Annotated in this window: 20 protein-coding genes; 10 read left to right on the top strand and 10 right to left on the bottom strand. The window is 48.2% G+C overall.

Annotation, left to right across the window (positions count from 1 at the left end):
* The first annotated feature begins 102 nt into the window (after positions 1 to 102).
* Complete coding sequence (locus BEL04_RS12760; protein WP_254659573.1) at positions 103 to 996, top strand: AraC family transcriptional regulator; 894 nt, start codon at positions 103 to 105, stop codon at positions 994 to 996.
* Here BEL04_RS12760 and BEL04_RS12755 read toward each other — a convergent pair.
* Positions 993 to 1,973, bottom strand: coding sequence for a GlxA family transcriptional regulator (locus BEL04_RS12755; RefSeq protein ID WP_066004399.1), 981 nt, complete (start codon positions 1,971 to 1,973; stop codon positions 993 to 995). The two genes, BEL04_RS12760 and BEL04_RS12755, sit on opposite strands and share 4 nt — an antisense overlap.
* 113 nt (positions 1,974 to 2,086) lie before the next feature.
* Between BEL04_RS12755 and BEL04_RS12750 the strand changes: the two genes are divergently transcribed.
* The 9 genes from BEL04_RS12750 (at position 2,087) to BEL04_RS12710 (ending at position 9,901) form a co-directional block, all read left to right on the top strand.
* On the top strand, positions 2,087 to 2,491 hold the full coding sequence (locus BEL04_RS12750; protein WP_066004397.1) for a hypothetical protein: 405 nt from the start codon (positions 2,087 to 2,089) through the stop codon (positions 2,489 to 2,491).
* A gap of 57 nt (positions 2,492 to 2,548) precedes the next feature.
* A complete protein-coding gene (locus BEL04_RS12745) occupies positions 2,549 to 2,926 on the top strand; it encodes a DoxX family protein (RefSeq protein WP_066004395.1) in 378 nt (125 codons plus the stop codon).
* A 51-nt stretch (positions 2,927 to 2,977) separates the two neighbouring features.
* On the top strand, positions 2,978 to 3,502 hold the full coding sequence (locus BEL04_RS12740) for an SRPBCC family protein (protein ID WP_066004392.1): 525 nt from the start codon (positions 2,978 to 2,980) through the stop codon (positions 3,500 to 3,502).
* Positions 3,503 to 3,547: 45 nt separating this feature from the next.
* The gene (locus tag BEL04_RS12735) at positions 3,548 to 4,168 is read left to right on the top strand and encodes a dihydrofolate reductase family protein (RefSeq protein WP_066004390.1); all 621 of its coding nucleotides are present in this window, start codon (positions 3,548 to 3,550) and stop codon (positions 4,166 to 4,168) included.
* A 74-nt stretch (positions 4,169 to 4,242) separates the two neighbouring features.
* Complete coding sequence (locus BEL04_RS12730; RefSeq protein ID WP_066004384.1) at positions 4,243 to 4,680, top strand: VOC family protein; 438 nt, start codon at positions 4,243 to 4,245, stop codon at positions 4,678 to 4,680.
* Between the two features lie 20 nt (positions 4,681 to 4,700).
* Positions 4,701 to 4,910 (top strand): hypothetical protein, encoded by a 210-nt coding sequence (locus BEL04_RS12725; RefSeq protein ID WP_066004381.1) that lies wholly within the window; start codon positions 4,701 to 4,703, stop codon positions 4,908 to 4,910.
* A gap of 168 nt (positions 4,911 to 5,078) precedes the next feature.
* Entirely contained in the window at positions 5,079 to 6,611 is a 1,533-nt protein-coding gene (locus tag BEL04_RS12720; protein ID WP_066004379.1) for a sensor histidine kinase, read from the top strand.
* Between the two features lie 4 nt (positions 6,612 to 6,615).
* Entirely contained in the window at positions 6,616 to 7,296 is a 681-nt protein-coding gene (locus BEL04_RS12715; RefSeq protein WP_066004377.1) for a LytTR family DNA-binding domain-containing protein, read from the top strand.
* A 196-nt stretch (positions 7,297 to 7,492) separates the two neighbouring features.
* Complete coding sequence (locus tag BEL04_RS12710; RefSeq protein WP_066005258.1) at positions 7,493 to 9,901, top strand: outer membrane beta-barrel family protein; 2,409 nt, start codon at positions 7,493 to 7,495, stop codon at positions 9,899 to 9,901.
* Between the two features lie 131 nt (positions 9,902 to 10,032).
* On the opposite strand, the gene BEL04_RS12705 is transcribed toward BEL04_RS12710, so the two are convergent.
* The 9 genes from BEL04_RS12705 to BEL04_RS12665 all read right to left on the bottom strand — a co-directional run bounded on the left by BEL04_RS12705 (position 10,033) and on the right by BEL04_RS12665 (position 22,296).
* The gene (locus BEL04_RS12705) at positions 10,033 to 11,571 is read right to left on the bottom strand and encodes an MFS transporter (protein ID WP_066004375.1); all 1,539 of its coding nucleotides are present in this window, start codon (positions 11,569 to 11,571) and stop codon (positions 10,033 to 10,035) included.
* Between the two features lie 6 nt (positions 11,572 to 11,577).
* On the bottom strand, positions 11,578 to 12,378 hold the full coding sequence (locus tag BEL04_RS12700; protein ID WP_066004372.1) for a DoxX family protein: 801 nt from the start codon (positions 12,376 to 12,378) through the stop codon (positions 11,578 to 11,580).
* Between the two features lie 108 nt (positions 12,379 to 12,486).
* The gene (gene bglX / locus BEL04_RS12695) at positions 12,487 to 14,718 is read right to left on the bottom strand and encodes a beta-glucosidase BglX (RefSeq protein WP_066004370.1); all 2,232 of its coding nucleotides are present in this window, start codon (positions 14,716 to 14,718) and stop codon (positions 12,487 to 12,489) included.
* A gap of 17 nt (positions 14,719 to 14,735) precedes the next feature.
* The gene (locus BEL04_RS12690; protein WP_066004368.1) at positions 14,736 to 16,160 is read right to left on the bottom strand and encodes a glycoside hydrolase family 30 beta sandwich domain-containing protein; all 1,425 of its coding nucleotides are present in this window, start codon (positions 16,158 to 16,160) and stop codon (positions 14,736 to 14,738) included.
* Positions 16,157 to 17,383, bottom strand: coding sequence for a cytochrome c3 family protein (locus BEL04_RS12685; protein ID WP_066004365.1), 1,227 nt, complete (start codon positions 17,381 to 17,383; stop codon positions 16,157 to 16,159). The genes BEL04_RS12690 and BEL04_RS12685 overlap by 4 nt, the downstream gene beginning before the upstream one ends.
* Before the next feature lie 20 nt (positions 17,384 to 17,403).
* The gene (locus BEL04_RS12680; protein ID WP_066004362.1) at positions 17,404 to 18,867 is read right to left on the bottom strand and encodes a glycoside hydrolase family 30 beta sandwich domain-containing protein; all 1,464 of its coding nucleotides are present in this window, start codon (positions 18,865 to 18,867) and stop codon (positions 17,404 to 17,406) included.
* Between the two features lie 79 nt (positions 18,868 to 18,946).
* Positions 18,947 to 19,795: a family 16 glycosylhydrolase gene (locus BEL04_RS12675; protein WP_066005255.1), complete on the bottom strand. Its 849-nt coding sequence runs from the start codon at positions 19,793 to 19,795 to the stop codon at positions 18,947 to 18,949.
* 61 nt (positions 19,796 to 19,856) lie between these two features.
* Entirely contained in the window at positions 19,857 to 20,723 is an 867-nt protein-coding gene (locus tag BEL04_RS12670) for a PKD domain-containing protein (protein ID WP_066004360.1), read from the bottom strand.
* Positions 20,724 to 20,751: 28 nt separating this feature from the next.
* Positions 20,752 to 22,296, bottom strand: coding sequence for a RagB/SusD family nutrient uptake outer membrane protein (locus BEL04_RS12665; RefSeq protein WP_066004354.1), 1,545 nt, complete (start codon positions 22,294 to 22,296; stop codon positions 20,752 to 20,754).
* Between the last annotated feature and the right edge of the window lie 5 nt (positions 22,297 to 22,301).

The raw sequence follows: 22,301 nt of genomic DNA, 5'->3' as shown, positions 1-22,301 counted from the left end.
TTTTTATCAAAAGATGGATTTTATTATCATTATTATCCGACAGGAAAATTACGACCTTTACCATGAATACAATCTCATCAAATCCAACAAAAAACATTTAAATTGAGCAGGATAATTGATAAGGGCAAAAGGATAAAAGAGGGCTTTGTCGGTCAGCAGATGATCGTTCTGCCGCCCGATATCATCCGGAAAATGGTAAAAAATGCGCTAACAGCATCTTTCCATTTAACAGCTGTTGGCTATTATCCTCACGCTGCCTCACATCATCGCGAACGGCGGCATGGCAGCCCCCAATATATTTTTTTGTATTGTGTGGATGGCCGGGGGACGATCAGCCTGCAAGGCCGGGACAGCGAACTCAAACCTAACCGGTTCTTTGTCATCCCTAAAAACACCCCGCACCGCTATCAAAGCTCTGTGGACGCGCCCTGGAGCATTTATTGGGCACATTTTACAGGCGACAATGCCGATGCGCTTTATCATCGTTACCAGGAGCAATTACCCGAGGATAATTTTACCCCTTTTGATGAGCGCCGCATAGCCGAACTGAATACGATCATCAGCCTGCTCGAAAACAGTTTTGATGAGCGCACGATGGAGGCCGTCAATATCCGCTTGTTTAATCTGCTATCGCTATTTGTGTACCAGGCCGATACCAATCCGCGGGCCGACGATAACGACGTGATCAGCAATTCCATCGGGTATATGAAAGCTAATATCGGCCGTAATCTATCTATCGATCAGTTGGCCACGCAACAAAAACTTTCTGTATCGCATTATTCGAGGCTGTTTTATAAAAAGGAAGGGTTGTCGCCGGTGCGTTACTTTAACCGGCTCAAAATACAGCGATCGTGCCAGATGCTTTATTTTACCGACCGCAGTATTAAAGAGATCTGCGCCGAACTCGGCTTTACCGACCCTTACTATTTTTCGCGCCTGTTTAAAAAACTGATGGGGATATCGCCCGCACAATACAAAAGCCAGCAAAAACGCTAAGCCGGCACCGGGTCGCGCTGATATTTGTTGCGGTATTCGATCGGCGACAGCCCGGTTATTTTTTTAAAGGTGCTGCGAAATGCTTTTGTATCCGTATAGCCAACATTGTACATCACTTCGTTCACGTTCTCACGAGACGACTCGAGGTTCATTTTCGCCGCCTCGATCTTTACCCGCTGTATGTATTCGACAACCGTATTGGATGTGGCTTTTTTAAACCTGCGCTCCAGGTTACGGCGGCCCAGCGCCAGCATATCGGCCAGCTGGTCGACAGTAATTTTCTCTTTAAAGTTGCCTTCAATAAATTCCTGCGCCTGTTTTATGGGCTCATCCTCATGATCTTTTTGCCCCATAAACATCACAAACTGCGACTGGCTTTTGCGGGCATATTCGATCTGGAAAGCTTTTGAACAGAATATCGCGATATCGCGCCCGGCATATTTTTCTATCAGGTATAAGATCAGGTTAAGATACGAAAAAGCCCCGCCGCTTGAGTAAATGCCATTTTCATCGGTGATGATCTTATCTTCTACCAGCGTCACCTGTGGAAACATCCTCCGGAAATCATTGGCAGCTATCCAGTGCGTGGCACATTTACGGCCATCGAGCAGGCCGGTATGCGCCAAAAGGAAAGCGCCTATGCACAAACTGGCAACTTCGGCGCCTAACCGGTGTTGCTGCTGTATCCAGGGCACGAATTCTTCGTTCTCCTTTAACAATTTCACCATATCTCCGTCGAGCGCGGGTATGATGATGAGGTCGGTCTTTTTTACATCGCCAACCAGCTCATCGGCATAAACGGTATACCTGCCGCCGGCAACGAGGGTTTTTTTGGTTAGCCCGATAAGCTTTACCTGGAACAATGCAGGTTTGCCCAAACTGTTTACAAACTTATTGACTTCGGTAAAAACCTGGCGTGGGCCCTCAATACTACCTAATATCGCGCCCTTGGGTACAAGTATGGATATATGTTTCATAAAGGTAAAATTAGGCATTAGCATTGTCGCAATCAACCCCTTAATTTGCTGTAATTACACCCCACGTCAAAACCAAAGCCACTGTAAATTTGCTTTATCAAATACACAACCTGATGGAAACCTACCAGTTAAAACACGACATTAAAGTTTTTTGCGTTACCGCGGATTCGTTTCCGAATGGTGTACAGGCCGCTTATGATAAATTGTATGCAACTGCCGCACCAGAAAGCCGTACCACTTACGGCTTATCAAAACCCGACAAAGGTGTTATAGTTTATAAAGCCGCCCTTACCGAAAAGTTCGATGGTGAAGGCGAGCAGTTGGGCCTGGAAACCTTTATCATCCCGGCGGGCGAATACAGTATTAAAAGCATACACGACTGGAAAAATAACATGCAGCAATTCGGGCCTACGTTTCAGGCTTTGCTGGATAACCCGCAGCTCGACTGGGGCAGCTGGTGTGCAGAATGGTACAAGAGCGATGACGAAGTGGTTTGCATGGTGAAGCTGAACGGATAATATTATAACTTATTTATATATTTATTTAACCGAATAAAAACATAAAACCTATTTATTATGACAACGGACAAAAAAGTTACAAAAGCGACCAAAGTTATTTATTGGATAACAACATGCCTGATAGCCCTGCCGCAGCTGCCCGGCGCATTTATGATCAACACCGACATAGCCAAACAGGGCACCGCACATCTTGGATTGCCGCACTGGTTAATGGTAGAAGCTTCGATAGGTAATACCATCGGGGCACTGATACTGCTCATTCCGATGTGGAAATGGTTGAAAGACTGGGCTTACGTAGCATTCGGCATTACTTTTATCTCGGCGTTTATAGCCCACGTTAGCGTTGATGGCTTTGGAAGCGAAGCTATACAGGCAATAATTTTCTTTGGGATATTGTTTACCTCGTACATTTACTATCACAAAATAAACGATTAATAACAATCGTCAAAAACTATAGCTTTTACATTAAATATAAATTTTATCTATATGATAGTTTTATATATAATAATCGCCCTGCTGGCGATAGTGCTCATTACCGCGGTATTTAAATCAGACACGTATACCATCATCCGCGATATAAGCATCAGCAAGCCACAGGCTACGGTTTTCGATTTTATTAAGCTGATTAAAAACCAGGAGCATTACAATAAATGGGTAATGGCCGACCCTAACCTGCGCAAAACACTTACCGGCACCGATGGCACCGTTGGTTTTATTTATGCCTGGGACAGCGATAACAAACAGGTAGGCAAAGGCGAGCAGGAAATAACCGCTATAGATGGCAGCAACATGGATACCGAAGTGCGCTTTATAAAACCTTTTGAAGGCCTTGCACATACGTCGTTCAAAACCGAAGCATTATCGGCTAACGAAACCAAGGTTACCTGGGTAATGAACGGCAATAAAAACTACATGGCAAAATTGATGCACATGCTGCTCAACCTCGGCAAAGTTCTGGGTAACGATATGCAAACCAGCCTCAATACCTTAAAAACCGTACTCGAAAAATAAAACCTGCCCTCCGGCAATCAAACTAACTGAAAACAAATAATCATTATGAGCAAAATTATCTTCGACTGCGCAATTTCGCTGGATGGCTTTTTTGCGGGCGATAACCGAAGTCCCGAAAACCCGATGGGTGGTGTTTCGCCCAAAATTCATGCATGGATGTTTAAACAAAAGGCGTTTTGGAAACACCTGGGCATGGAAGGCGGCGAGGAAGACGGTGCCGATAGCCGCTTAATAGAGGATGTGTTTGCCCGGACCGGCGCTTACATTATGGGCAAGCGCATGTTTGAGGAAGGCGAAGTGCATTGGCCCGAAGATCTGTTCAAAGCGGATGTTTATGTGCTGACGCACGAAGAACGGGAACCCTGGGTTCAGCAGGGCACAACAACTTTCTATTTCGTTAACGACGGTATACACAACGCGTTGGAAAAAGCAAAAAAATCGGCCGGGGAAAAAGATATCAGGATACAAGGCGGTTGCGACACTATCCGGCAATATCTCAACGCCGGACTTATCGACGAGTTTTTTATCCACATAACGCCTGTTTTTTTAGGAAGCGGCGTCCGGCTTTTTGATGGCATGGACAAAGACAAATACGATATGCAAATTGCAGAAGTAATACCATCAAACCTGACAACACATATCAGATATAAACTAACCAAGAAGTAAAAAACCATCGCGGGAGTGGTTTGACGGCTCCCCCATCATCTCATTTTTCTGATTAACAATTAAACTATATAACAATGGCAACACTTAATCCATACCTCAATTTTCTCGGCAACACCGAAGAGGTTTTCAATTTTTACAGATCAGTTTTTGGCGGCGAATTCCAGGTGGTGATGCGCTTTAAGGATATGCCCGCCGAAATGCTCGCCAACATCCCCGAAGATTATTACGAAAAGCTGATGCATATTTCGTTACCTATATCGGGCGATAGCGTGCTCATGGGCAGCGACGCGCTCGAATCAATGGGCGGCCCATTGATTGCAGGCACCAATTTTACGATCAGCATCAGTACCAAAAGCCAGGAAGAAACCGATAAAATATTTAACGGCCTGAGCGCGGGCGGAGTGGTAACCATGCCTTTGCAGCAAACCTTCTGGAGTGCCAGTTTTGGCATGTTTACCGATAAGTTCGGTGTACAATGGATGGTGAATTACGACATTAACGAGCAAGCATAAACAATTTAAACTGAACGGGAATGGTTGAGGTATTTAAAACAGACGTGCGTTGGCAAAAGCAGGCCAAAATGCTGCGTGCTGCTTTGTCGCGGCAATTCCCGTTCATTAACATTCATTTCGACCTCAATGACTGCGACCGCATCCTGCGTATCGAAGGTTCGGATTTCTGCCCACTTAAAGTGATCGAGCTGCTGGAAATGAACGGCCATTTTTGTGTTGTGCTGGATTAACAATAACCAAAGATAACCAGGGCAATACTTCCGGCCCGGTAACCCTCCGGTTTAATGTGAAGTAATTAGCCATGGCACTATATCAACTTTGTAAATTCATCCCTTGAGGCGATGGTTTCATCCCATTAATTTCAGTACCTTCATTATATCCCATAATATTGCGTATTGATGAAGGAACTGAAGCGAAACCCCTTAGACCTTAACGCTATCGAATTTTGGGCCTCAACAGCCCTGTATGTATTTTCGGTATTTATCCTGATAACGCAGGTTAATTATGGCCCTGCTTACCGCGGAACGTATTACGGCCAGTATACTGCCGTTAGCGGCGTTGCTGCGCTTTTTTCGCGCATATGCCGGTACACCATGTTGTACGTCGTTTTTCTGCTGTTCAATTTCAGGGTATGGCCGGCACTGGCCAAAAGGCAGAATATCTCTTTATACACTGTATCGGCCATAGCGCTGGTGATGTTGCTGGGTATTACCTATGCCGTTACCGATACCTACCTCGAGCCCGGATTGATGAAATTCCATCGTACTCCATTTTATTTCAGCAAACTGGTGTTCAACCGCTCGCTGATGCAAACGCTGTGGGTATTGATGATGTTTGGTTTTTATACGGGCATCAAATTCATATCTGTTCATCTGCTCGATGACCTGAAAAAAGTTGGGCCCGAACATTACCAGGTGAGCCGCGAATCCATTATCGCGTTTATCGGGTGGCTGGTGGTATTGTTCCTGCTCATCAGCACCAATGCCAACATTGCTTTCATAGCTTTATGGGGGGCAGCCGTATTGCTGGCTATCGGTATATACTGGAGTTCGGCCTATTGGATCATTCCCGAAATTAGCCGCAAGCGGCAGGGTTTTAAACATTACATGGGGCGTATTGTGCTGATTGTATTGCTGTCGTCGGTTTTAATCTCGATAGCTACCGGCCCTATGGGGCATAATATTACACTGCCCACTATTATGTTGAGTTCGGCATTGCAGATACTCGTTGTGGCGCCCATAAGCTGGCAGGTTTACAAACGCAGGCTGGCATCGAACGCCGAATTGTATAAGCTAAAAACCGATCTGGGGCGCTCGGCAGCCAGCTATACCATGTTGCAGGCACAAATAAACCCGCATTTTTTGTTCAACGCCTTGAATACCCTTTACGGGACAGCTCTACAGGAGAATGCCGAACGCACCAGCGAAGGCATACAGCAATTGGGCGATATGATGCGTTTTATGCTGCACGAAAATATGCAGCAGAGCATTTCGCTTTCGCGGGAGATAGACTACCTGCACCATTTTATTGCACTGCAGCAGTTGCGCACACAAACCTCGCCCGATATTGTGATACAAAACGAGATCCCGCGTTACATCGGCAGTTTGCAGATCACGCCGATGCTGCTCATACCCTTTGTTGAGAATGCCTTTAAGCACGGCATCAGCCTGCGCGAATCATCGTACATTAAAATGGTGCTCGATATCAAAGGAAATACCTTATATTTCGATGTGAGTAACAGCATCCATATCAAGCCGGATAACGATCCCGAAAAGGGTCATAGCGGCATTGGTTTAAATAATTTAAAGCAGCGGCTCGAGTTGGTTTACCCTAAACGGCATGAGCTGATCATCCGCGAAACGGCAAGCGAGTTTTTTGTGCACCTTACTTTACAGCTTTCAACCCAGCCGGCCACAAAACCGGCAAATTAGTGATATGTTAAAAGCCATTGCTATAGATGATGAACCGATGGCCCTGGCCGTGATCAGGTCGCACGCAGCGAAGGTGACCTTTGTGGAGCTTTGCTCCGAGTTTACCGATGCCTTTAAAGCGATGGAATACCTGCAGCATGAACCTATCGACCTGATCTTTCTGGATATTAAGATGCCCGATATTTCGGGATTGGATTTTTATAATAGCCTCAACAAAAAACCGATGGTGATCTTCACCACGGCTTACTCCGAACATGCCGTCAGCAGCTTTGAGCTGGATGCGGTTGATTACCTGTTAAAGCCGTTCTCGCTGGCCCGCTTTATTAAAGGCTGTAATAAAGCTTACGAGTTATTTAACCTGCGCAATACCGCCAAAGGTAAAGACCATGTGTTTGTTAAAACGGGATACGACCAGGTGCGGATACCCTTTACCGAGTTACACTACCTGGAAGCTACCGGCAACTACGTAACCTTTGTTTTAAATGATAAACGGGTGCTCTCGCGCATGACGATCACCGAATGTGATAGCATACTGCCCGATGGAGGTTTTATCCGCATACACCGATCGTTTATAGCCGCCGTAAACAGGATCGAAAAGATAGAACGGCACCAGGTAACCATGCAAAACGGCGATGTGCTGCCTGTTGGGCAATCGTATATAACGGCTTTGCAGGCTCTGCGGTAAAAGTTCATCTTCAAATCCCCTTCATAGTTCGCTTCTCAATAAAGAAGCCTATCAATCAATCTCTTGTCTTAATTCCGACTCAAGACTTACGACTCCGGACTATTTTCATCCCACCATAACCTACATTCATCCCATTTTATTGATACCGGCTGTGCTTCGCGATAATATTGTTTCGAAAATCAAGCACAATCAAATCATGAAAATACGATCTACACTCTTATCACTCATAGCAGCCATATGGCTCCTGCCGTCAGTAGCGCAAACCACGTCGGGCGCGTTATCACTTAAAGGCTCCGTTACCGATTCGGTATCGCATAAGCCGGTAGAATTTGCAACACTCACCTTAAAAAACGCGGCTAAGCAGCCTGTTAAATCAACCCTCACCAAAACCAATGGTAACTTTATTTTCGAAAAGCTTACTCCCGGCAAATACAACCTGGTTTTGGTAAGTGTAGGTTATGTAACCAGGCAGGTACCCGTTGAGCTTACCGATAATCCGTCAAAAATTGTTGATCTGGGCGGCATAGCTTTTACCCCCAACAGCAAACAGCTTAAAGCGGTTAACATCAATGCCGATAAGCCCGTGGTAAGCCAGCAGGCCGACCGTTTGGTTTACGACCTCCAGGCCGACCCCGAGAGTAAGGTTTACAGCGTGCTTGAGATGATGCGCAAAGTACCGATGCTTTCGCTGGACGGGGATGATAACATTAAGCTAAAAGGTAACGATAACTATAAGATACTCATCAACGGCAAACCATCGAGCATGGTGGCGCGTAATCCCAAAGATGTTTTACGTGCGATGCCCGCCTCGAGTATCGATCGTATCGAGGTGATCACCACGCCGCCGGCCAAATACGATGCCGAAGGCCTTGTGGGTATCATCAATATCGTTACCCATAAAACTATCGACAACGGCTATAACGGTTCGGTTAACATCAGCGGGCGTTTCCCTGTTGGCGGCCCGGGCCTGGGCGGCAGCTTAACGCTAAAGCAGGGCAAGTTTGGCCTGTTTGTACAAAGCGGCGGCAACACTTACAACTCGCCCGAGGCCGGCAATTCGCTGAACCGCCTGACCACGGGGACAGACCCAACCAACCTTTTGCAAAACGGGTCACAATCGTCCGACAGCCGAAGCGGTTATTTTGGCACCGAACTGAGCTATGAGATCGATACGCTGAACCTCATAGCGGGCAACTTTAATATCAACGGCAACAGTTCATACCGCACCAGCGATCAGTCATCGTTGCTTACCGGAAGTACAGGGGTTTTGCAGGGTTACAACCTGGGCAACATCAGCAACGGCAACGGGCATGGTATGGATGCGGCTATCAATTACCAATTGGGCTTTAAGCATAGTAAAATCCAACTGCTCACGTTTTCGTACCGCTACCTGCGCTCCGAAGATATAACGTACAGTAATTTACTGGTAATCAATCCAGTGAACTATACACAGCCCAACTACCACCAAAATAATGATGCACTATCAAAAGAGCAGACACTGCAGGTTGATTACACCCACCCTTTCAGTAAAAAGTTAACGATGGATGTGGGCGTGAAGGCCATATGGCGTAATAACAACAGCGATTTTGAGTACCTGTCGCAAAGCGGCAGCGGTGAGTTTGTTACTGATCCGTTACGCTCAAACCTGTTTGATAATACCCAAAATATTTATGGTGCTTACAACAGTTACCAGTACACCCTGAAAGACTGGGATTTTAAAGGCGGCATCCGTATAGAGGAAACTGATTTTAACGGTGCAGGTATCAGCCGTACATACTTCAATGTTGTTCCTTCGATCTCGGTTAACCGGAAATTTAAAAACAATACCGGCATAAACTTTGGTTTTTCGCAGCGCATACAAAGGCCGGGCATTAATCAGCTCAATCCGTTTGTCGACCGCTCAAACCCCAACTTTTATAGCGGTGGCAACCCGGCTTTGAACCCTACAACGGCCAACAGCTATTCGGTAGGTTTTAACTCGTCTAAAAAAGTGCAGCTTAACGTTAACCTGGGTTATATCGGGTTTCGCAACCTCATCATGCCTGGTGTAACTTACGATCCGGCTACCCATGTCGTGATCAACATTCTGCAAAACACCGGTAAGGCACAGTTATTTACCTTTAGCTCTAATGTCAATTACAATATCACGCCAAAATGGAGCCTGAGTGCCAATGCCAACGTTGCGCACGGGCATGTGGTGGCTGTAGTAAGCGGTCAGCCACTCGAAAACCAGGGTTTTATGGAAAACGGGTACCTTTCAACCAATTACCGTTTTGCATCAGGCATGCGTTTAGGTGCTACCCTGAATGTGAGCGGCCCCGACCTGAGTTTGCAGGGTACCTCCAACTGGAACATCAACTCATCGTTTAGCGTGGGTAAGGATATCGTGAAGAACAGGCTTTCGTTCTCCTTCGTTACCAATAACCCCTTTGCCCAGTTTCGTAACTATCAGCGTGAGTTCTTTGGCCCCGATTTTGACCAGTTTACCACCCGGCAAAACTTTTACCGCTCGTTTAACTGCAGCCTGAATTACCGGTTTGGTAAGCTGAAAGACAATCTGAAAAAAGCTAAAAAAGGTATCCAGAATGATGATGGCGTTAATTGAGTTGATGTGCGAATGCGTGAATGTGCAAATGATTTCTACAGTGCATTAATTTTAATCCGCACATTAATTAAGAATTGGTTTATATGGTTCCCCGTCCGGCAGGCGTGCCGGGCGGGTTTTTTGTAAAAGGGTTACTTTTTTACCGCGCTGTTGCGGATGAAAGCTACGGCCATTAAAGCGCCGAGGAAACCCAGGCCGGCACTCAGTTTCATTATTTTCGAATAGGCGCTGATGAAACTGGTGTGATAGGCTGTTTCGATCTGGGCTTTACCCTTATCGGAGATGCCGGCCGGAGCGTGAGCATTACCTAAGTTGACCACCTGTTGTGCGACGGCCCGTTTCTGCTGCGCGTTGAGTGGCATCGCCTTGATCTCATTCTGTAAAGCGCCAGTGAAAAACAACACGGCCAAAGCGCCGAAAATAGCATTGGCAAACACTCCCGATATGCGCGACATGGCATTGTTTATGCCCGAGGCCGTCCCGCTGAAATGGTCGCTTACGGAGCCCATTACTGCCGCAGTTAAAGGAGCTACAGTAACCGACATGCCGAAGCCAAATATTAATATGCCGGGGAAAAAGGTTGTCCAGTAATCGGCAGAGCCATGGGTTTGTTTGATGAACGACAGGTACAACAACCCAAGCCCGGCAATAGCCGGTCCGCAAATCAAAAATAACCGCGGCCCGTGCTTATCGGCCAATGCACCGGCAAAGCGCGCTATCGAGATCATGAGGATGGTAAAGGGTAAAAACGTTAAGCCCGATTGCAATTGGGTATAGCCTTGTATCTGCACCATATTCAATCCCATAAAGAGCATGCCTGCCCCAAGCCCGGCATATAAAAAGAAAGTAAGCAGGTTTGCTCCCGTAAAGGTGGAACTTTTAAATAACGACAGCGGCATCATCGGGTGCTTGCTGCGCTTTTCTATCATGATAAAAAGTACCAGCAGCAACAGCCCGGCAATAACCGAACCGTAAGCCTGTATATGATCAAACCCAATAGCCGGTACACGCAAAAAGCCAAACGTAAGCAGCCCAAGGCCCAAAGCAATAGCTATGGCGCCGGGATAATCCAGGCGATGTTCGGGGCTGTCGTCCTTGCTTTCGTTAACACGGGTAGCTAATATCAACAGAGCTATCAAACCTATCGGGATATTGATGAAAAAGATATAACGCCACAAACCGGCATCCGCGAAAGCGCCGCCCAAAACCGGCCCGCCCATGGTAACTACCGTAGTAAATGCCGACCAGGTGCCGATGGCCTTACCCCGTTCCTGCGCGTTGATGGAGGAGGAAATGAGCGACAGGCTGCCCGGTATCATCAGCGCGCCGCCTATACCCTGTAAAGCTCTGAAGACAATAAGCATAATAACACCGGGAGCAAAACCGCAGGCCGCCGACCCGCAGATGAAAATAGCGATGCCAACCATAAACACCTTTTTACGTCCGAGCTGGTCGCCCAGCGAGCCTCCGATCAGGATCAGGGCAGCCAGCATTAACAGGTAGGCATTCAATATCCAGAAGAGATCGGTACCGCTGGCGTTTAAACTTTTTTGCAGGGCAGGCAACACCACGTTTAAGGCAGTACCGTCAATAAACGCCATGGATGAGGCCAGGATAGATGAGATCATGATCCATTTTCCGGCTTTACTGCTCAGCGCAACTGTTTCCATAATTGATTAGTTAACCACTGACAATTGATTTTGATTGTCCTTACCGTTTGCCGCTATTAAAAAGGCAATGCCGCTAAAGCCAAGCGCTTCGAAAACGCTGGTAATTTCATTACCGTTTTCCATGTGCGGATAAGCTATAGCACGGGGTATATGTAATACAATAAGCCAGATAAAGATCATAATACCAAGCAAATTTGCCGCGAGGCGTAGCTGGATATTAAAAATGATAGCCAGGCCCGAAATGATGAGCGCCACACCTGCAAAATAAGTCCAGAAAGTGTGGCCTGGTATCCAGGCAGGTACCAGCATAGCCACAAAAGTGGGATACATAAAATGCATGATACCGAAAGCCGTCATGGTTACCCCAAACAGGCAACGCCCGGATGGTATCAGTTTCTCTAACCAGGAGTTTACCAGGTTGACATGCCCCGGCGTTTGCGCGGCCGATTTAGCCACCACAAAAGCGCCGCCCGCATAAGCCATGATTTTAAAGGGATTACCCCAGCCGCCAAAAAAACGAATATGAGGAAATAATAGCCAGGGCAGGTGGAAAATAATCAGCAACAGCAATAACATCGTGCCCAGATAAACCGATACCAAATGCGCCCGGATATTTAGCAGAATGGCCGCACAGGCCAGTATCAATACGATACTTACCAGCCACAGGCAGGCCGTGTAGCCTGCAAACGATGTCGGCGACGGCGGTAAAATAACCGGTTTAAAGCCACCGTCCACTAATTGCTGTACGGCTATGGCCATCAGCGAAAGCGCAAAAAAAGCCCGCCATAGTTTGCTGTATCTTTCCATAAGGCTATTGGTTTTATGCAAGTTACAAATTAATAAACACTAATATTCGTAAAATAAAAAAGCGGCAGGCCATCACTGCCTGCCGCCACCAATCAACAAATAAACCGGTCAGTTAACCAATTCAAACTTGTCCTGCAGCAAAATATGGTCGCTCGAGTTGCCGATCATCAGCCTGAACTCGCCGGGCTCGGTGCCCCATTGCATTTGCTGGTTGTAAAATGATAATTGCTCCTTACCGATGACAAAGCTTACCGTTTTGCTTTCGCCGGGTTTGAGGGATATTTTTTCGAAGCCTTTTAATTCTTTTACCGGCCGGGTTACGGTGCCAACCAGTTGGCGCAGGTATAATTGCACCACCTCTTCACCGGCATATGGGCCGGTATTTTTAATGGTACAGGTTACGGTGGTGCTTTCGTTCTTGCTGAATTTGTTCTTACTGAGCTTCAGGTCGCTGAAGGCAAATGTGGTATAGCTTAAGCCATAACCAAAGGCATAACGCGGGCTGTTGGGCAGGTCGTTATATCCCGAGCGGTAGTTGATGCCCAGATCGTTTTGCGACGGCCTGCCTGTACTTTTGTAATTATAGTAAACTGGGATCTGCCCTTCGCTGCGCGGAAATGACATCGGCAGTTTACCCGATGGGTTATAATCGCCGAACAGTACGTCGGCAATGGCGTTGCCTGCCTCGCTGCCCAGCCACCAGGTTTGTAAAATGGCGTTGGCATGGTCGGCAGTGTAGTTGAATATCATGGGGCGGCCGCTCATGGTTAATACCACTACAGGCTTGCCGGTCTCAACAATGGCTTTTACCAAGTCTTCCTGTATACCGGGGATATGGATATTGGCCCGGCTTTTGGCCTCGCCGCTCATATCAAAATGCTCGCCAACGGCCATGATCACCACTTCGGCTTGTTTAGCTGCCGCGATGGCTTCGGCAAAGCCACGTTTGGAAGTATCGGTTACATCGCAACCTTGCGAATAAAGCAGGTTGGTATTGTTACCCAGTTTATTTTGCAGGCCTTCGTACAAGGATACCAAATGATCGTTCTCCCACATTACCGACCAAAAGCCCATCATATCTTTATCCGCCTTGGCCAGCGGACCGATCAGGGCAATATTTTTCAGGTTTTTTGACAGGGGAAGCAGTTCGTTGTCGTTTTTTAGCAGTACGATGCTTTTGCGGGCCACATCGCGGGCTATTTCGTGGTTCGGCGCCAAGTTCAGCACCTTGCTTTCGCGATCCTCGTTGCTGAAGCGGTACGGATCGTCGAACAAGCCCATCTCAAATTTTTTACGTAGGATTCGGCGAACGGCATCGTCCACACGGCTCATTGGCACTTTCTTTTCCTTAACCAGTTGCGCCAGGTTATTGATATAGCTATGACCTTCCATATCCATATCGTTACCGGCGTTAATGGCTTCTTCGCCGGCTTGTTTGCCGTCTTTGGCAAAACCATGGGCAACCATCTCGCTTATGGAGCCCCAATCGCTCACAATAAAGCCCTTGAAATGCCATTTGCCTTTCAGGATATCGGTTTGCAGGTAACGGTTGCCCGATGCGGGTATGCCGTTTAGTTCGTTAAACGAGTTCATGAAAGTGGCCGCGCCTGCATCGGCGGCAGCTTTAAACGGCGGCAAATAGGTTTCCCAAAGGGTACGGTCGCTGATATCGACGGTGTTATAATCGCGCCCGCCGATGGCTGCGCCATAAGCCGCGAAGTGCTTTACGCAGGCCATTACCGCATCCAGATTGCCTAAACCATTACCCTGGAAACCATGAACGCGTGCCGCTGCTATCATCGAACCTAAATAGGGGTCCTCGCCGGCGCCCTCCATTACCCGGCCCCAGCGTGGGTCGCGGGCGATGTCCACCATGGGTGCAAACGTCCAGTGTATGCCGCCTGCCGCCGCCTCGGTAGCCGATACTCGCGCCGATGATTGGATGGCCCGCATATCCCAACTCGCGGCTTCGGCCAAAGGGATTGGAAAGGTGGTTCGGTAACCGTGTATCACATCCAAACCGAATAGCAGCGGTATTTTTAGGCGCGATTGCATGGCATAACCCTGCACCATGCGGGTGTCTTTAGCGCCGCGCACGTTGAGCATAGCGCCAACTTTACCTTCTTTTATCTGCTGAAATTTATTGCCGTTTTCGGTAAGCGGGCCGGTAGCCAGTCCGTCGGCCGAGTATTGGTTCAATTGGCCGATTTTTTCATCCAAAGTCATTTTGGCTAAAAGCGCTTCCACCTTTTTATCGATGGCGGATAGTGGTTTTTGCTGGGCAAAAGTTACGCTGCCCAGCAGCAAAATGGTTAAGGCCGGTAAGGGTTTAAGTAACATAGGTTTGTGTGTGGTTATCAGTCGATTACTAAGGTAGCGATTGAATGTGGTAAAGCTGTTATTGCTGCACCCTGGCCTTTGATCAGTAATGAATAAGGGATGGCGGCATCGCCGCTGTTCATTACCACTACGGCAATTTTACCATCGGGGTTTTGGAAAGCGGTGGTCAGCAACTTGTCCCTGCTGGCCGAAACGGCTATCCTTTTTGCGCCGGGACGGATGTATTTGGATAGATGCCCGATGTAGTAATACTCGCTGGTGTAAATCAAACTGCCGTTGCGCGTATCGGCAATAATAGGCGAGAAACAGTAGTTGCCTACGTGGTTAGGGCCGCCTTTTTCGTCGAGCAGCACGTTCCAGTCCGTCCAGGCTACGGTGCCGATGTTGAGATCGTTGATCATGGAATACCCATATTTTTCGCCCAGGCTCCATTCGTTCACCCTGTCCATATTGAAACTCTCGGCGCAGCCTTCGGTAAATACCAGGTGCTTGCCGGGGAAGGCTTCGGCCACGCGGCGGGTATTTTCGAAAGCCATGCCGGCGCCTGTCCAGGTTTCGTACCAGTGGTAGCCTACACCCCAAACGTATTTGGCGGCGGCAGGGTCTTCCAATATGGTGCTCGCGCGATCGTAAACCAGATCGCGGTTATGATCCCAAACCATGAGTTTTTTATCGGCCAGGCCTGCTTTTTGTAAAGTCGGACCTAAATAATTCTTCACAAAGTCGCGCTCTTCGGTAGCGGTGAAAATGCAGCTTTCCCATTTTTGGGTGGCCATAGGTTCGTTCTGTACAGTCAAACCAAATATTTTGATGCCTTCCTTTTCGTATGCTTTGATGTATTTGGTGAAAAAGGTAGCCCAGCTTTGGTCGTACTCAGGCAGCAACTTACCGCCATGCAGCACATCGTTGTTGGTTTTCATAAATGCAGGCGGGCTCCATGGGCTAATGAACAATTTAAGTTTGCCGCCGGTAACTGCATCCACCGCTTTGATAAAAGGGATACGGTATTTTTTATCGTGACTGATATCGAAAGTTTTCAAATCCTTATCACCGGGTTGCACATAGCTGTACATATCGCTCGAAAAATCGCAGCTTTGCATATTGGTACGGCCCCAGGTGTAACCTATGCCTTTATCGGTGTCATAATAGGCAGTCAGAAACTCTTTCTGTTTATCTGCAGGCAGCTTGTAAAAAGTTTCGGCAGCAGCATCGGTTAAAGCGCCGCCAATGCCGATCAGGGTTTGGAATTTTTTGTTGGGATCGACAAAGATGGCCACTTCGGTTTCCACGGTTTGCCCCTTTGCCGAAAGATCGAGCGTTTCGGTTTTTGACAGCCGATGATCTGTTCCCCTGGCACTAACATATACAGTTACTTTGTGATGCTGCGCCTGTGCCTGCAAAAAGCAGCCGATAGCCAGCGATAATATCAGGTATTTTTTCATTTGATGTTTTTAAGATAGTCCATAATTTTTTGAGGTTGCTCAGGATAGACCGCAATGCGGTGCGTGCGTACCTGGTAGGGCGTAGTATTGCGTTCGGTGGCTGTTTGTACTGCGATGGCGCCCGATGCCTGCTCAGGCATGTGGCAGTCGATACAGTTTGTTTTAGTGGCGGCTCCCATTTTTTGCGTGCAGGCATTATGGTTAGCGGCGTTATGGCAGTTGATGCATTTTTGCGAATACATAGCCAGGTTGCCGCGATCGGTATTGTGGGCGTTATGGCAGGTCATGCAATCCATATTGCTCATTAAAAAACATTTGCTGGCGCTTAACAGGCCGTTTTGATTGCCGTGCACGTCGAGGTCGGCAAGGTTGAGCTTTTGCGGGAAATAATCGTGCACCTTAAAGTTTTCCAGCGTATCGCCGGGTTTAAAGTTAAAGGTCGATATCTCGAATTGATCGCGGTTGCCCGAATGGCAAACGGCACAGGTATTCAGTTTCTGATCGCGCGTAAGCGATTTATAGCTCACCATAAAATGCGTCTTCTTTTCGGCCGGGTTAGCCAGGTGAAACTCCACATGTTGTGCCGCAGGGCCGTGGCAGCGTTCACAGTCTATGCCGTATATCAGGCTGTTTTTTTCGAATTCGGGCTGCTGCCTGATGGCCGATTGCTGCGGCAATGCGTAAATGTACGAGGTATGGCACTCCAGGCAACGGGTAACGATCGGCCGGTCGAAATTGATGATGCCCTTGGCATAGCCGGGGCTGTTTGTCCACCCGTGCAGGCTTTTAAAGTACGACATCGGCAACTCGAACAATTTATTGCCTTTCCAGTACAGGTAGGTTTCGGCTTTTATACCGCCAATGGCTATATCAAAGCGTTCGGTTTCAATCTGCCGGCCGTTTACATAACCGGTTTGGTACAAGCCGCTGTCGCGTTTTTCCATTACCATTTTTTGCCCGGTACCAAAGTCGAACGTGTTTTGCCCCGCTGCAAAACTGCCATGCACCGTTTCGCTGCCGGCGGGTTTTGAGGTTTGCATGTGCGCCGTGTGCAGGTACGATGAATACACATCCTTATGACATTGCATGCAGCTTGCCGACCCGGCATAGGCCCTGCCGCGCGGATCCTGCGCTTTGCTTTGATAAAGGCACCGGGTAAGACAGGCGGCAATGGGTAAAAGCGCTATCAAAAAAACGATCGATGTTTTTTTATTGGGGATCATCAATAATAACCTGTATGTGTTTACCAAATATAGGTAGCCACTGCGCCGCCCGGCAACGATGTGCTTACTATTTTTGAGTTGAAGCCAACGTTGAATTGCTGTGCCGAGGCGCTGGTGTTCAGCACGATCAGCACTTTACTGCCATCCGTGTTTTTAAAGGCTACGTTAAGCAGGGTGTTCTGCTGATCGGATGCAATGCGCACAGCACCCGGACGAACAAACTTGGACGCATGGGCAATAATGTAATACGATACATTGCGGGTAACATTAGCTCCGCCGATGGTTACCGCGCCTAAGCAGGTTGAGCAGCCGCCCGATGTATGCGGGCCGTAGTTCGGGTCGGAGGCCAGGTTCCACTCCAGCACATTACGGCACCAGTTGCGGATAGCGCCCACGATCAGGTTGCTGATATGCCAGGCCAGGTCGCCGCCGAAATTACCGCCGCCAAAAGTGGCCTGCTCCGTAAAATACAGGTTTTTGTTAGGGTAAGCGTTATGCACCGGCCCGATGGAGTTGACTGATCCCCCGTAAAGGTGAAAGGCCGAACCATCCACATAAGGATTGGCAGCAGCATCGCCCAGGATGGTCGTTGCGTATTCGGGGTGGTCCGCATTATGATCGTAACAGATGATCTTGGTAGTAATATTAGCCGCTTTAAAAGCCGGGCCGAGGTTGTTTTTGATAAAATTTGCCTCATCGGCAGCTACCATCAGCATAGCCGGGTTATTGTAAGCGTTTAGGGGTTCGTTTTGCGGGGTAACGGCGTCGATGGTTATGCCATTGGCTTTCATCCCCTGGATGTATTTTACAAAGTAGTTGGCGTAGGCACCATAATATTGCGCCTGCAGGCTGCCGCCATAAAAGTTGTTATTATCTTTCATCCAGGCCGGTGCGCTCCAGGGGCAGGCCAGTATTTTAATGTTGGGGTTGATAGCGATGATCTTTTGCAGGATGGGGATAAGGTCGGCTTTTTCTTTATCGAGGCTGAAGTTCGATAAACTCACATCGCCGGGCACATCATCGTAACTAAATGTAGCGGCGCTCATATCCGATGCCCCGATGGTTATCCGCAGGTAGCTGATACCAATGTGTGCGCTATCCGTAGCAAAAAGCTCATTCAATAAGGCGGTTTTATGGGTCGCATCCAAACTATTCAGTAAATAGGCGCTGCCGCCCGTGAGCGCGAACCCAAAGCCATCGATGGTTTGATAAGTTTGCGTGGTATCTACATTGATGGTGGTATTGGAATTGGTTCCGGATGCAAATAACAGGGAAACGTTTTGTTTTTTGAGCAGTTGCGACTGATCGGCCTGGGTGAGCCACATATTGACATCGGTTTTAACCGGGGTTACGGGCGGAGGAGTAACCGGGGTAGTACCCCCGCCGTCATCGCCACCGTTTGATGATTTTTTTGTGCAGGCCGCGCCCAGTGCCAGTAAACCCGAAAGCAGCAAAGGGTAAATATATCGTTTTGTATTTTTCATCGGTTTAAAATTTTGGCAAATAGCTGGTTAGGGCTATCTCAAAACAGCCTTTTTAAGATCGTTAAGCAGGATTAGGATATCAGTTGGTGATCATTTTATAAAAACGCACATAATCTATCTGCATCGTTTCGGGAAAAGCGGTGTCGTCTACACCCTGTAAACCGCCCCAGTTGCCGCCGATAGCCAGGTTAAGCATTACATGGAATGGTTTATCAAAAGGCCAGGTAGCCGACGATTGCTTGCCATCGTTTAAATAAGTAAACACCAGGGTATCGTCGTAATAACCTTTAATGCCGTCGGGTGTCCAGTCGACCCGGTACAGGTGGAACGCGGTATTCGATGTCGGGATATTATAGGTGCTGGTTTTGGAGTTGCCGCCGTTATTCACCTGGTCGTGTATGCTGAAATGCACGTTGTTCGGGTCGTAACCAACCTGTTCCATAATATCGATCTCGCCCGAGTTTGGCCAGCCGCCGTAAGCATAATCGTTAGGTAACATCCAGATCGCAGGCCAGTTGCCTTTGCCCGCCGGTAATTGTGCTTTAACTTCGATACGGCCATAAAGCATGGTGTTACTGAATTTTGACGCCATGCGTGCCGAAGTATAGTTCATACCGCCCATGCTCTCTTTTTTGGCAACGATGTTAAGTATGCCGTTTTTTACAAAGGCGTTGTTGGTAGTATTGGTATAATATTCCAGTTCGTTATTTCCCCAGCCGCCGCCACCGGTATCATATTGCCATTTGGTTACATCGGGAGCGCCATCGGTGCTGAACTCGTCCGACCAGGTGACATTGGTATCGAAAGTATAGGTCTTGGGCGGTTGAGTGATGGGTACAAAAGGCGCCAGGTCGCCGTCGCCCGATTTTTTCGAACAGGCCATGCTTGCCAGCAGCAAAGGGTATATTAAAAAATGCATCTTTTTCATGGGTGTGACTTTTTTAGAAACAACCGGCGGACATGCCCGCCGGTTGTTAGCATAATTATTTTTATTGAACGCCACGCAATGTTACGTTGGTGAACGATACCCCGGTAACGCCGGTATTACTGCCGCCATTTTTAATGACCAGGTAATAAGTACCGGTAGTTGGTACGGTGAATGGGTTACCATTGCCCGCGCAGTTTAAGGTTGATAATTTACCGTTGAAAGCATTACCACCACAACCCGACCAGGTGTTAAGCGACATAATTTTTTGCCCGGTATTATAATCCTGCCCGTTAACCGGCGCTTTGGTATCCACCCAAACCTCAAACCAGCTATCGGTCATGCCGCTGCCCGATACCACCATATCAACAGCATACTTTTTGCCCGCCGTTAGCGTTAAAGCCTGCGCGATAGCGCCCGCGTTATAACCGGTTTGATTGGATGTCATTACGCTTTTGCTGGTATTGATCACCATGTTGTTGCCGGGGCCTACTACAAAATGTATCCATTTGGCATCGTCGGCAGCGCTGGTGAATTTACCACCCAAAACCAGGTTGCCAGAGTTAGGGTCGGATGTGGCAACGTTGATGGTTTGCGATGCCGTAGCCGTTGCGCCGCCAACGCCTATGGCGGTAAGTACCACATTGTATGAGCCTGCATCGGGGTAGAACACCGTATCGATAGCTTTGCTGATATTTGAGCCGCCGCCATCGCCTAAATCCCATTTAAGCGCGAGCAAGCCGCTTTCGTTTGCTTTTAATACGTAATAATTGTTTTTGCCCGATACCGGCGTTACGGTGAAAGACGCCGTTAAACCATTTGAGGTAATGCCGTTGCCGTTACCAAAGGTTTCGGGTTTGCAACCTTCGTATAAGGCTATGCCCAGCAAAGCGAAAGCTACGGAGCATACTTTTATCAGTTTTAATTTCATGATCTTTAATGTCTGCTATAGTTAATGATTAAAGGGTACCGCCCCACTCTTTACTCTGTTTAATTTTGGTATTGCTTAACTCGTTAAGCGGCACGGGCAATATTTCGTTTTTGCCGGCCACAAAGCCACGCGGGCCGAGCACTGTCGGTGCATCGCCCCAGCGCACCAGATCGAACCAGCGGTGTCCTTCGCCGGCCAGTTCCAGGCGGCGTTCCAGCTTAAGCGCTGCAAAGGTTGCAGGCAGCGGGTGGGTTAAGCCATCGCCGTAAGCGCGGCTGTGCACGGCGGTCATTAACGCTGCGGCGCGCACCAGGTCGCCGCCGCCGCGTATCAGGGCTTCTGCTTCCATCAGGTAAGTATCGGCTAAACGGATCTCATAAATATCCTGCGGGAAGTTAAGTTCGAAGTTGCCCGCGCCGGTTGATTTGTTTGATACCCGGCCGATGAATTTTTCCAGAAAGAAGCCGGTATTCATATAACCAGGCGTATAATCGGCAATGCCGTTAGCCTTTAAACTATCCAGGTTGGCAACGGTTGGTTTGTTGCGCGGATCAAAATGGATGGTGTTGAAAAACTCTGCTGTAAAAGGCAGGAAGCTGTACCCCGAAACATAGTCGGGCGCGCCTGCAACTTTTGTTGTGTAACCGCGCGGGCCGGTCATAATATTCAACACGTTACCTTCGGTACAAGCTATGCAGCCCCAGTTACCTGCAGATTGCGAAGTATGCGCCACCTCGAGTATCGATTCGCTGTTGAATTTGTTGTTCACGTTCCACAGGTCGCCGAATTTTGCCAGCAATTTATACCCATAGGTTGCGTTCAGCTGGCCCGGCGTGCCGTTAACTATAGCCAGTTCGGCAGCAGCCTGGGTCCATTTTTGCTCGTACAGGTAAACCTTGCCTAACAGTGCATGCAAAGCGCCCTGGGTTAAACGGCCGCCATCGGTACTTACATTAACGGTGTTAGGCAGGTTAGATTCGCCAATGGCGTCTTTCAGGTCCTGCTCTATCTGCGCATAAACGGCGCTTGGTGCAGCTTGCTCAACATTATCGATCTGGTCGGCCGGAACAGTGGATGTGATGAGCGGAACGTTTTTGAACAAACGCACCAGGTCGAAATAGAAATAGGCGCGTAACCCTTTGCATTCGGCAATAAAGCGCTTTCTCAGGTTATCATCCATCGGTACGGCAGGCAGTTTGCCTAACAGTACATTAGCGCGGAAAACGCCCGAGTAACCCGCTTTCCACAATTCGCCCTGCGGGCCGGCGGCAGGTGTGAGTGTGTAATTCGAAAACACCTGCAGGTCGCTGATGTCGGTTGCGTTACCACCGCCGGCAACATGGTCGTCGCTACCGGCATCCATGGCATTCTCTTTAGTTACGAAACCTCCGCCCTGCCAGCCAACAACATCATACACGGCAACAAGGCCATTAAATGCCTGGGTAGCATTCTGGTAATAGTTTGCTTCGAGGTTCGTGCCTTTAGGTGTGATATCCAGAAAGCTCTTTTTACAGGCGGTGAATAAAGTACCGCCTATCGCACAAATAACTATATACTTACTATACTTTTTCATTTTAG

Source organism: Mucilaginibacter sp. PPCGB 2223, from assembly GCF_001705515.1.
In the GTDB taxonomy this organism is placed as follows: domain Bacteria; phylum Bacteroidota; class Bacteroidia; order Sphingobacteriales; family Sphingobacteriaceae; genus Mucilaginibacter.
Note: the sequence above shows the minus strand (reverse complement) of the source record. Positions and strands in the feature narration are given on the sequence as shown.

Coding starts and splice junctions, on each gene's coding strand:
- BEL04_RS12755 (WP_066004399.1), bottom strand. CDS start 1,973: ATGAAACATATATCCATACTTGTACCCAAGGGCGCGATATTAGGTAGT.
- BEL04_RS12750 (WP_066004397.1), top strand. CDS start 2,087: ATGGAAACCTACCAGTTAAAACACGACATTAAAGTTTTTTGCGTTACC.
- BEL04_RS12745 (WP_066004395.1), top strand. CDS start 2,549: ATGACAACGGACAAAAAAGTTACAAAAGCGACCAAAGTTATTTATTGG.
- BEL04_RS12740 (WP_066004392.1), top strand. CDS start 2,978: ATGATAGTTTTATATATAATAATCGCCCTGCTGGCGATAGTGCTCATT.
- BEL04_RS12735 (WP_066004390.1), top strand. CDS start 3,548: ATGAGCAAAATTATCTTCGACTGCGCAATTTCGCTGGATGGCTTTTTT.
- BEL04_RS12730 (WP_066004384.1), top strand. CDS start 4,243: ATGGCAACACTTAATCCATACCTCAATTTTCTCGGCAACACCGAAGAG.
- BEL04_RS12725 (WP_066004381.1), top strand. CDS start 4,701: ATGGTTGAGGTATTTAAAACAGACGTGCGTTGGCAAAAGCAGGCCAAA.
- BEL04_RS12720 (WP_066004379.1), top strand. CDS start 5,079: ATGAAGGAACTGAAGCGAAACCCCTTAGACCTTAACGCTATCGAATTT.
- BEL04_RS12715 (WP_066004377.1), top strand. CDS start 6,616: ATGTTAAAAGCCATTGCTATAGATGATGAACCGATGGCCCTGGCCGTG.
- BEL04_RS12710 (WP_066005258.1), top strand. CDS start 7,493: ATGAAAATACGATCTACACTCTTATCACTCATAGCAGCCATATGGCTC.
- BEL04_RS12705 (WP_066004375.1), bottom strand. CDS start 11,571: ATGGAAACAGTTGCGCTGAGCAGTAAAGCCGGAAAATGGATCATGATC.
- BEL04_RS12700 (WP_066004372.1), bottom strand. CDS start 12,378: ATGGAAAGATACAGCAAACTATGGCGGGCTTTTTTTGCGCTTTCGCTG.
- bglX (WP_066004370.1), bottom strand. CDS start 14,718: ATGTTACTTAAACCCTTACCGGCCTTAACCATTTTGCTGCTGGGCAGC.
- BEL04_RS12690 (WP_066004368.1), bottom strand. CDS start 16,160: ATGAAAAAATACCTGATATTATCGCTGGCTATCGGCTGCTTTTTGCAG.
- BEL04_RS12685 (WP_066004365.1), bottom strand. CDS start 17,383: ATGATCCCCAATAAAAAAACATCGATCGTTTTTTTGATAGCGCTTTTA.
- BEL04_RS12680 (WP_066004362.1), bottom strand. CDS start 18,867: ATGAAAAATACAAAACGATATATTTACCCTTTGCTGCTTTCGGGTTTA.
- BEL04_RS12675 (WP_066005255.1), bottom strand. CDS start 19,795: ATGAAAAAGATGCATTTTTTAATATACCCTTTGCTGCTGGCAAGCATG.
- BEL04_RS12670 (WP_066004360.1), bottom strand. CDS start 20,723: ATGAAATTAAAACTGATAAAAGTATGCTCCGTAGCTTTCGCTTTGCTG.
- BEL04_RS12665 (WP_066004354.1), bottom strand. CDS start 22,296: ATGAAAAAGTATAGTAAGTATATAGTTATTTGTGCGATAGGCGGTACT.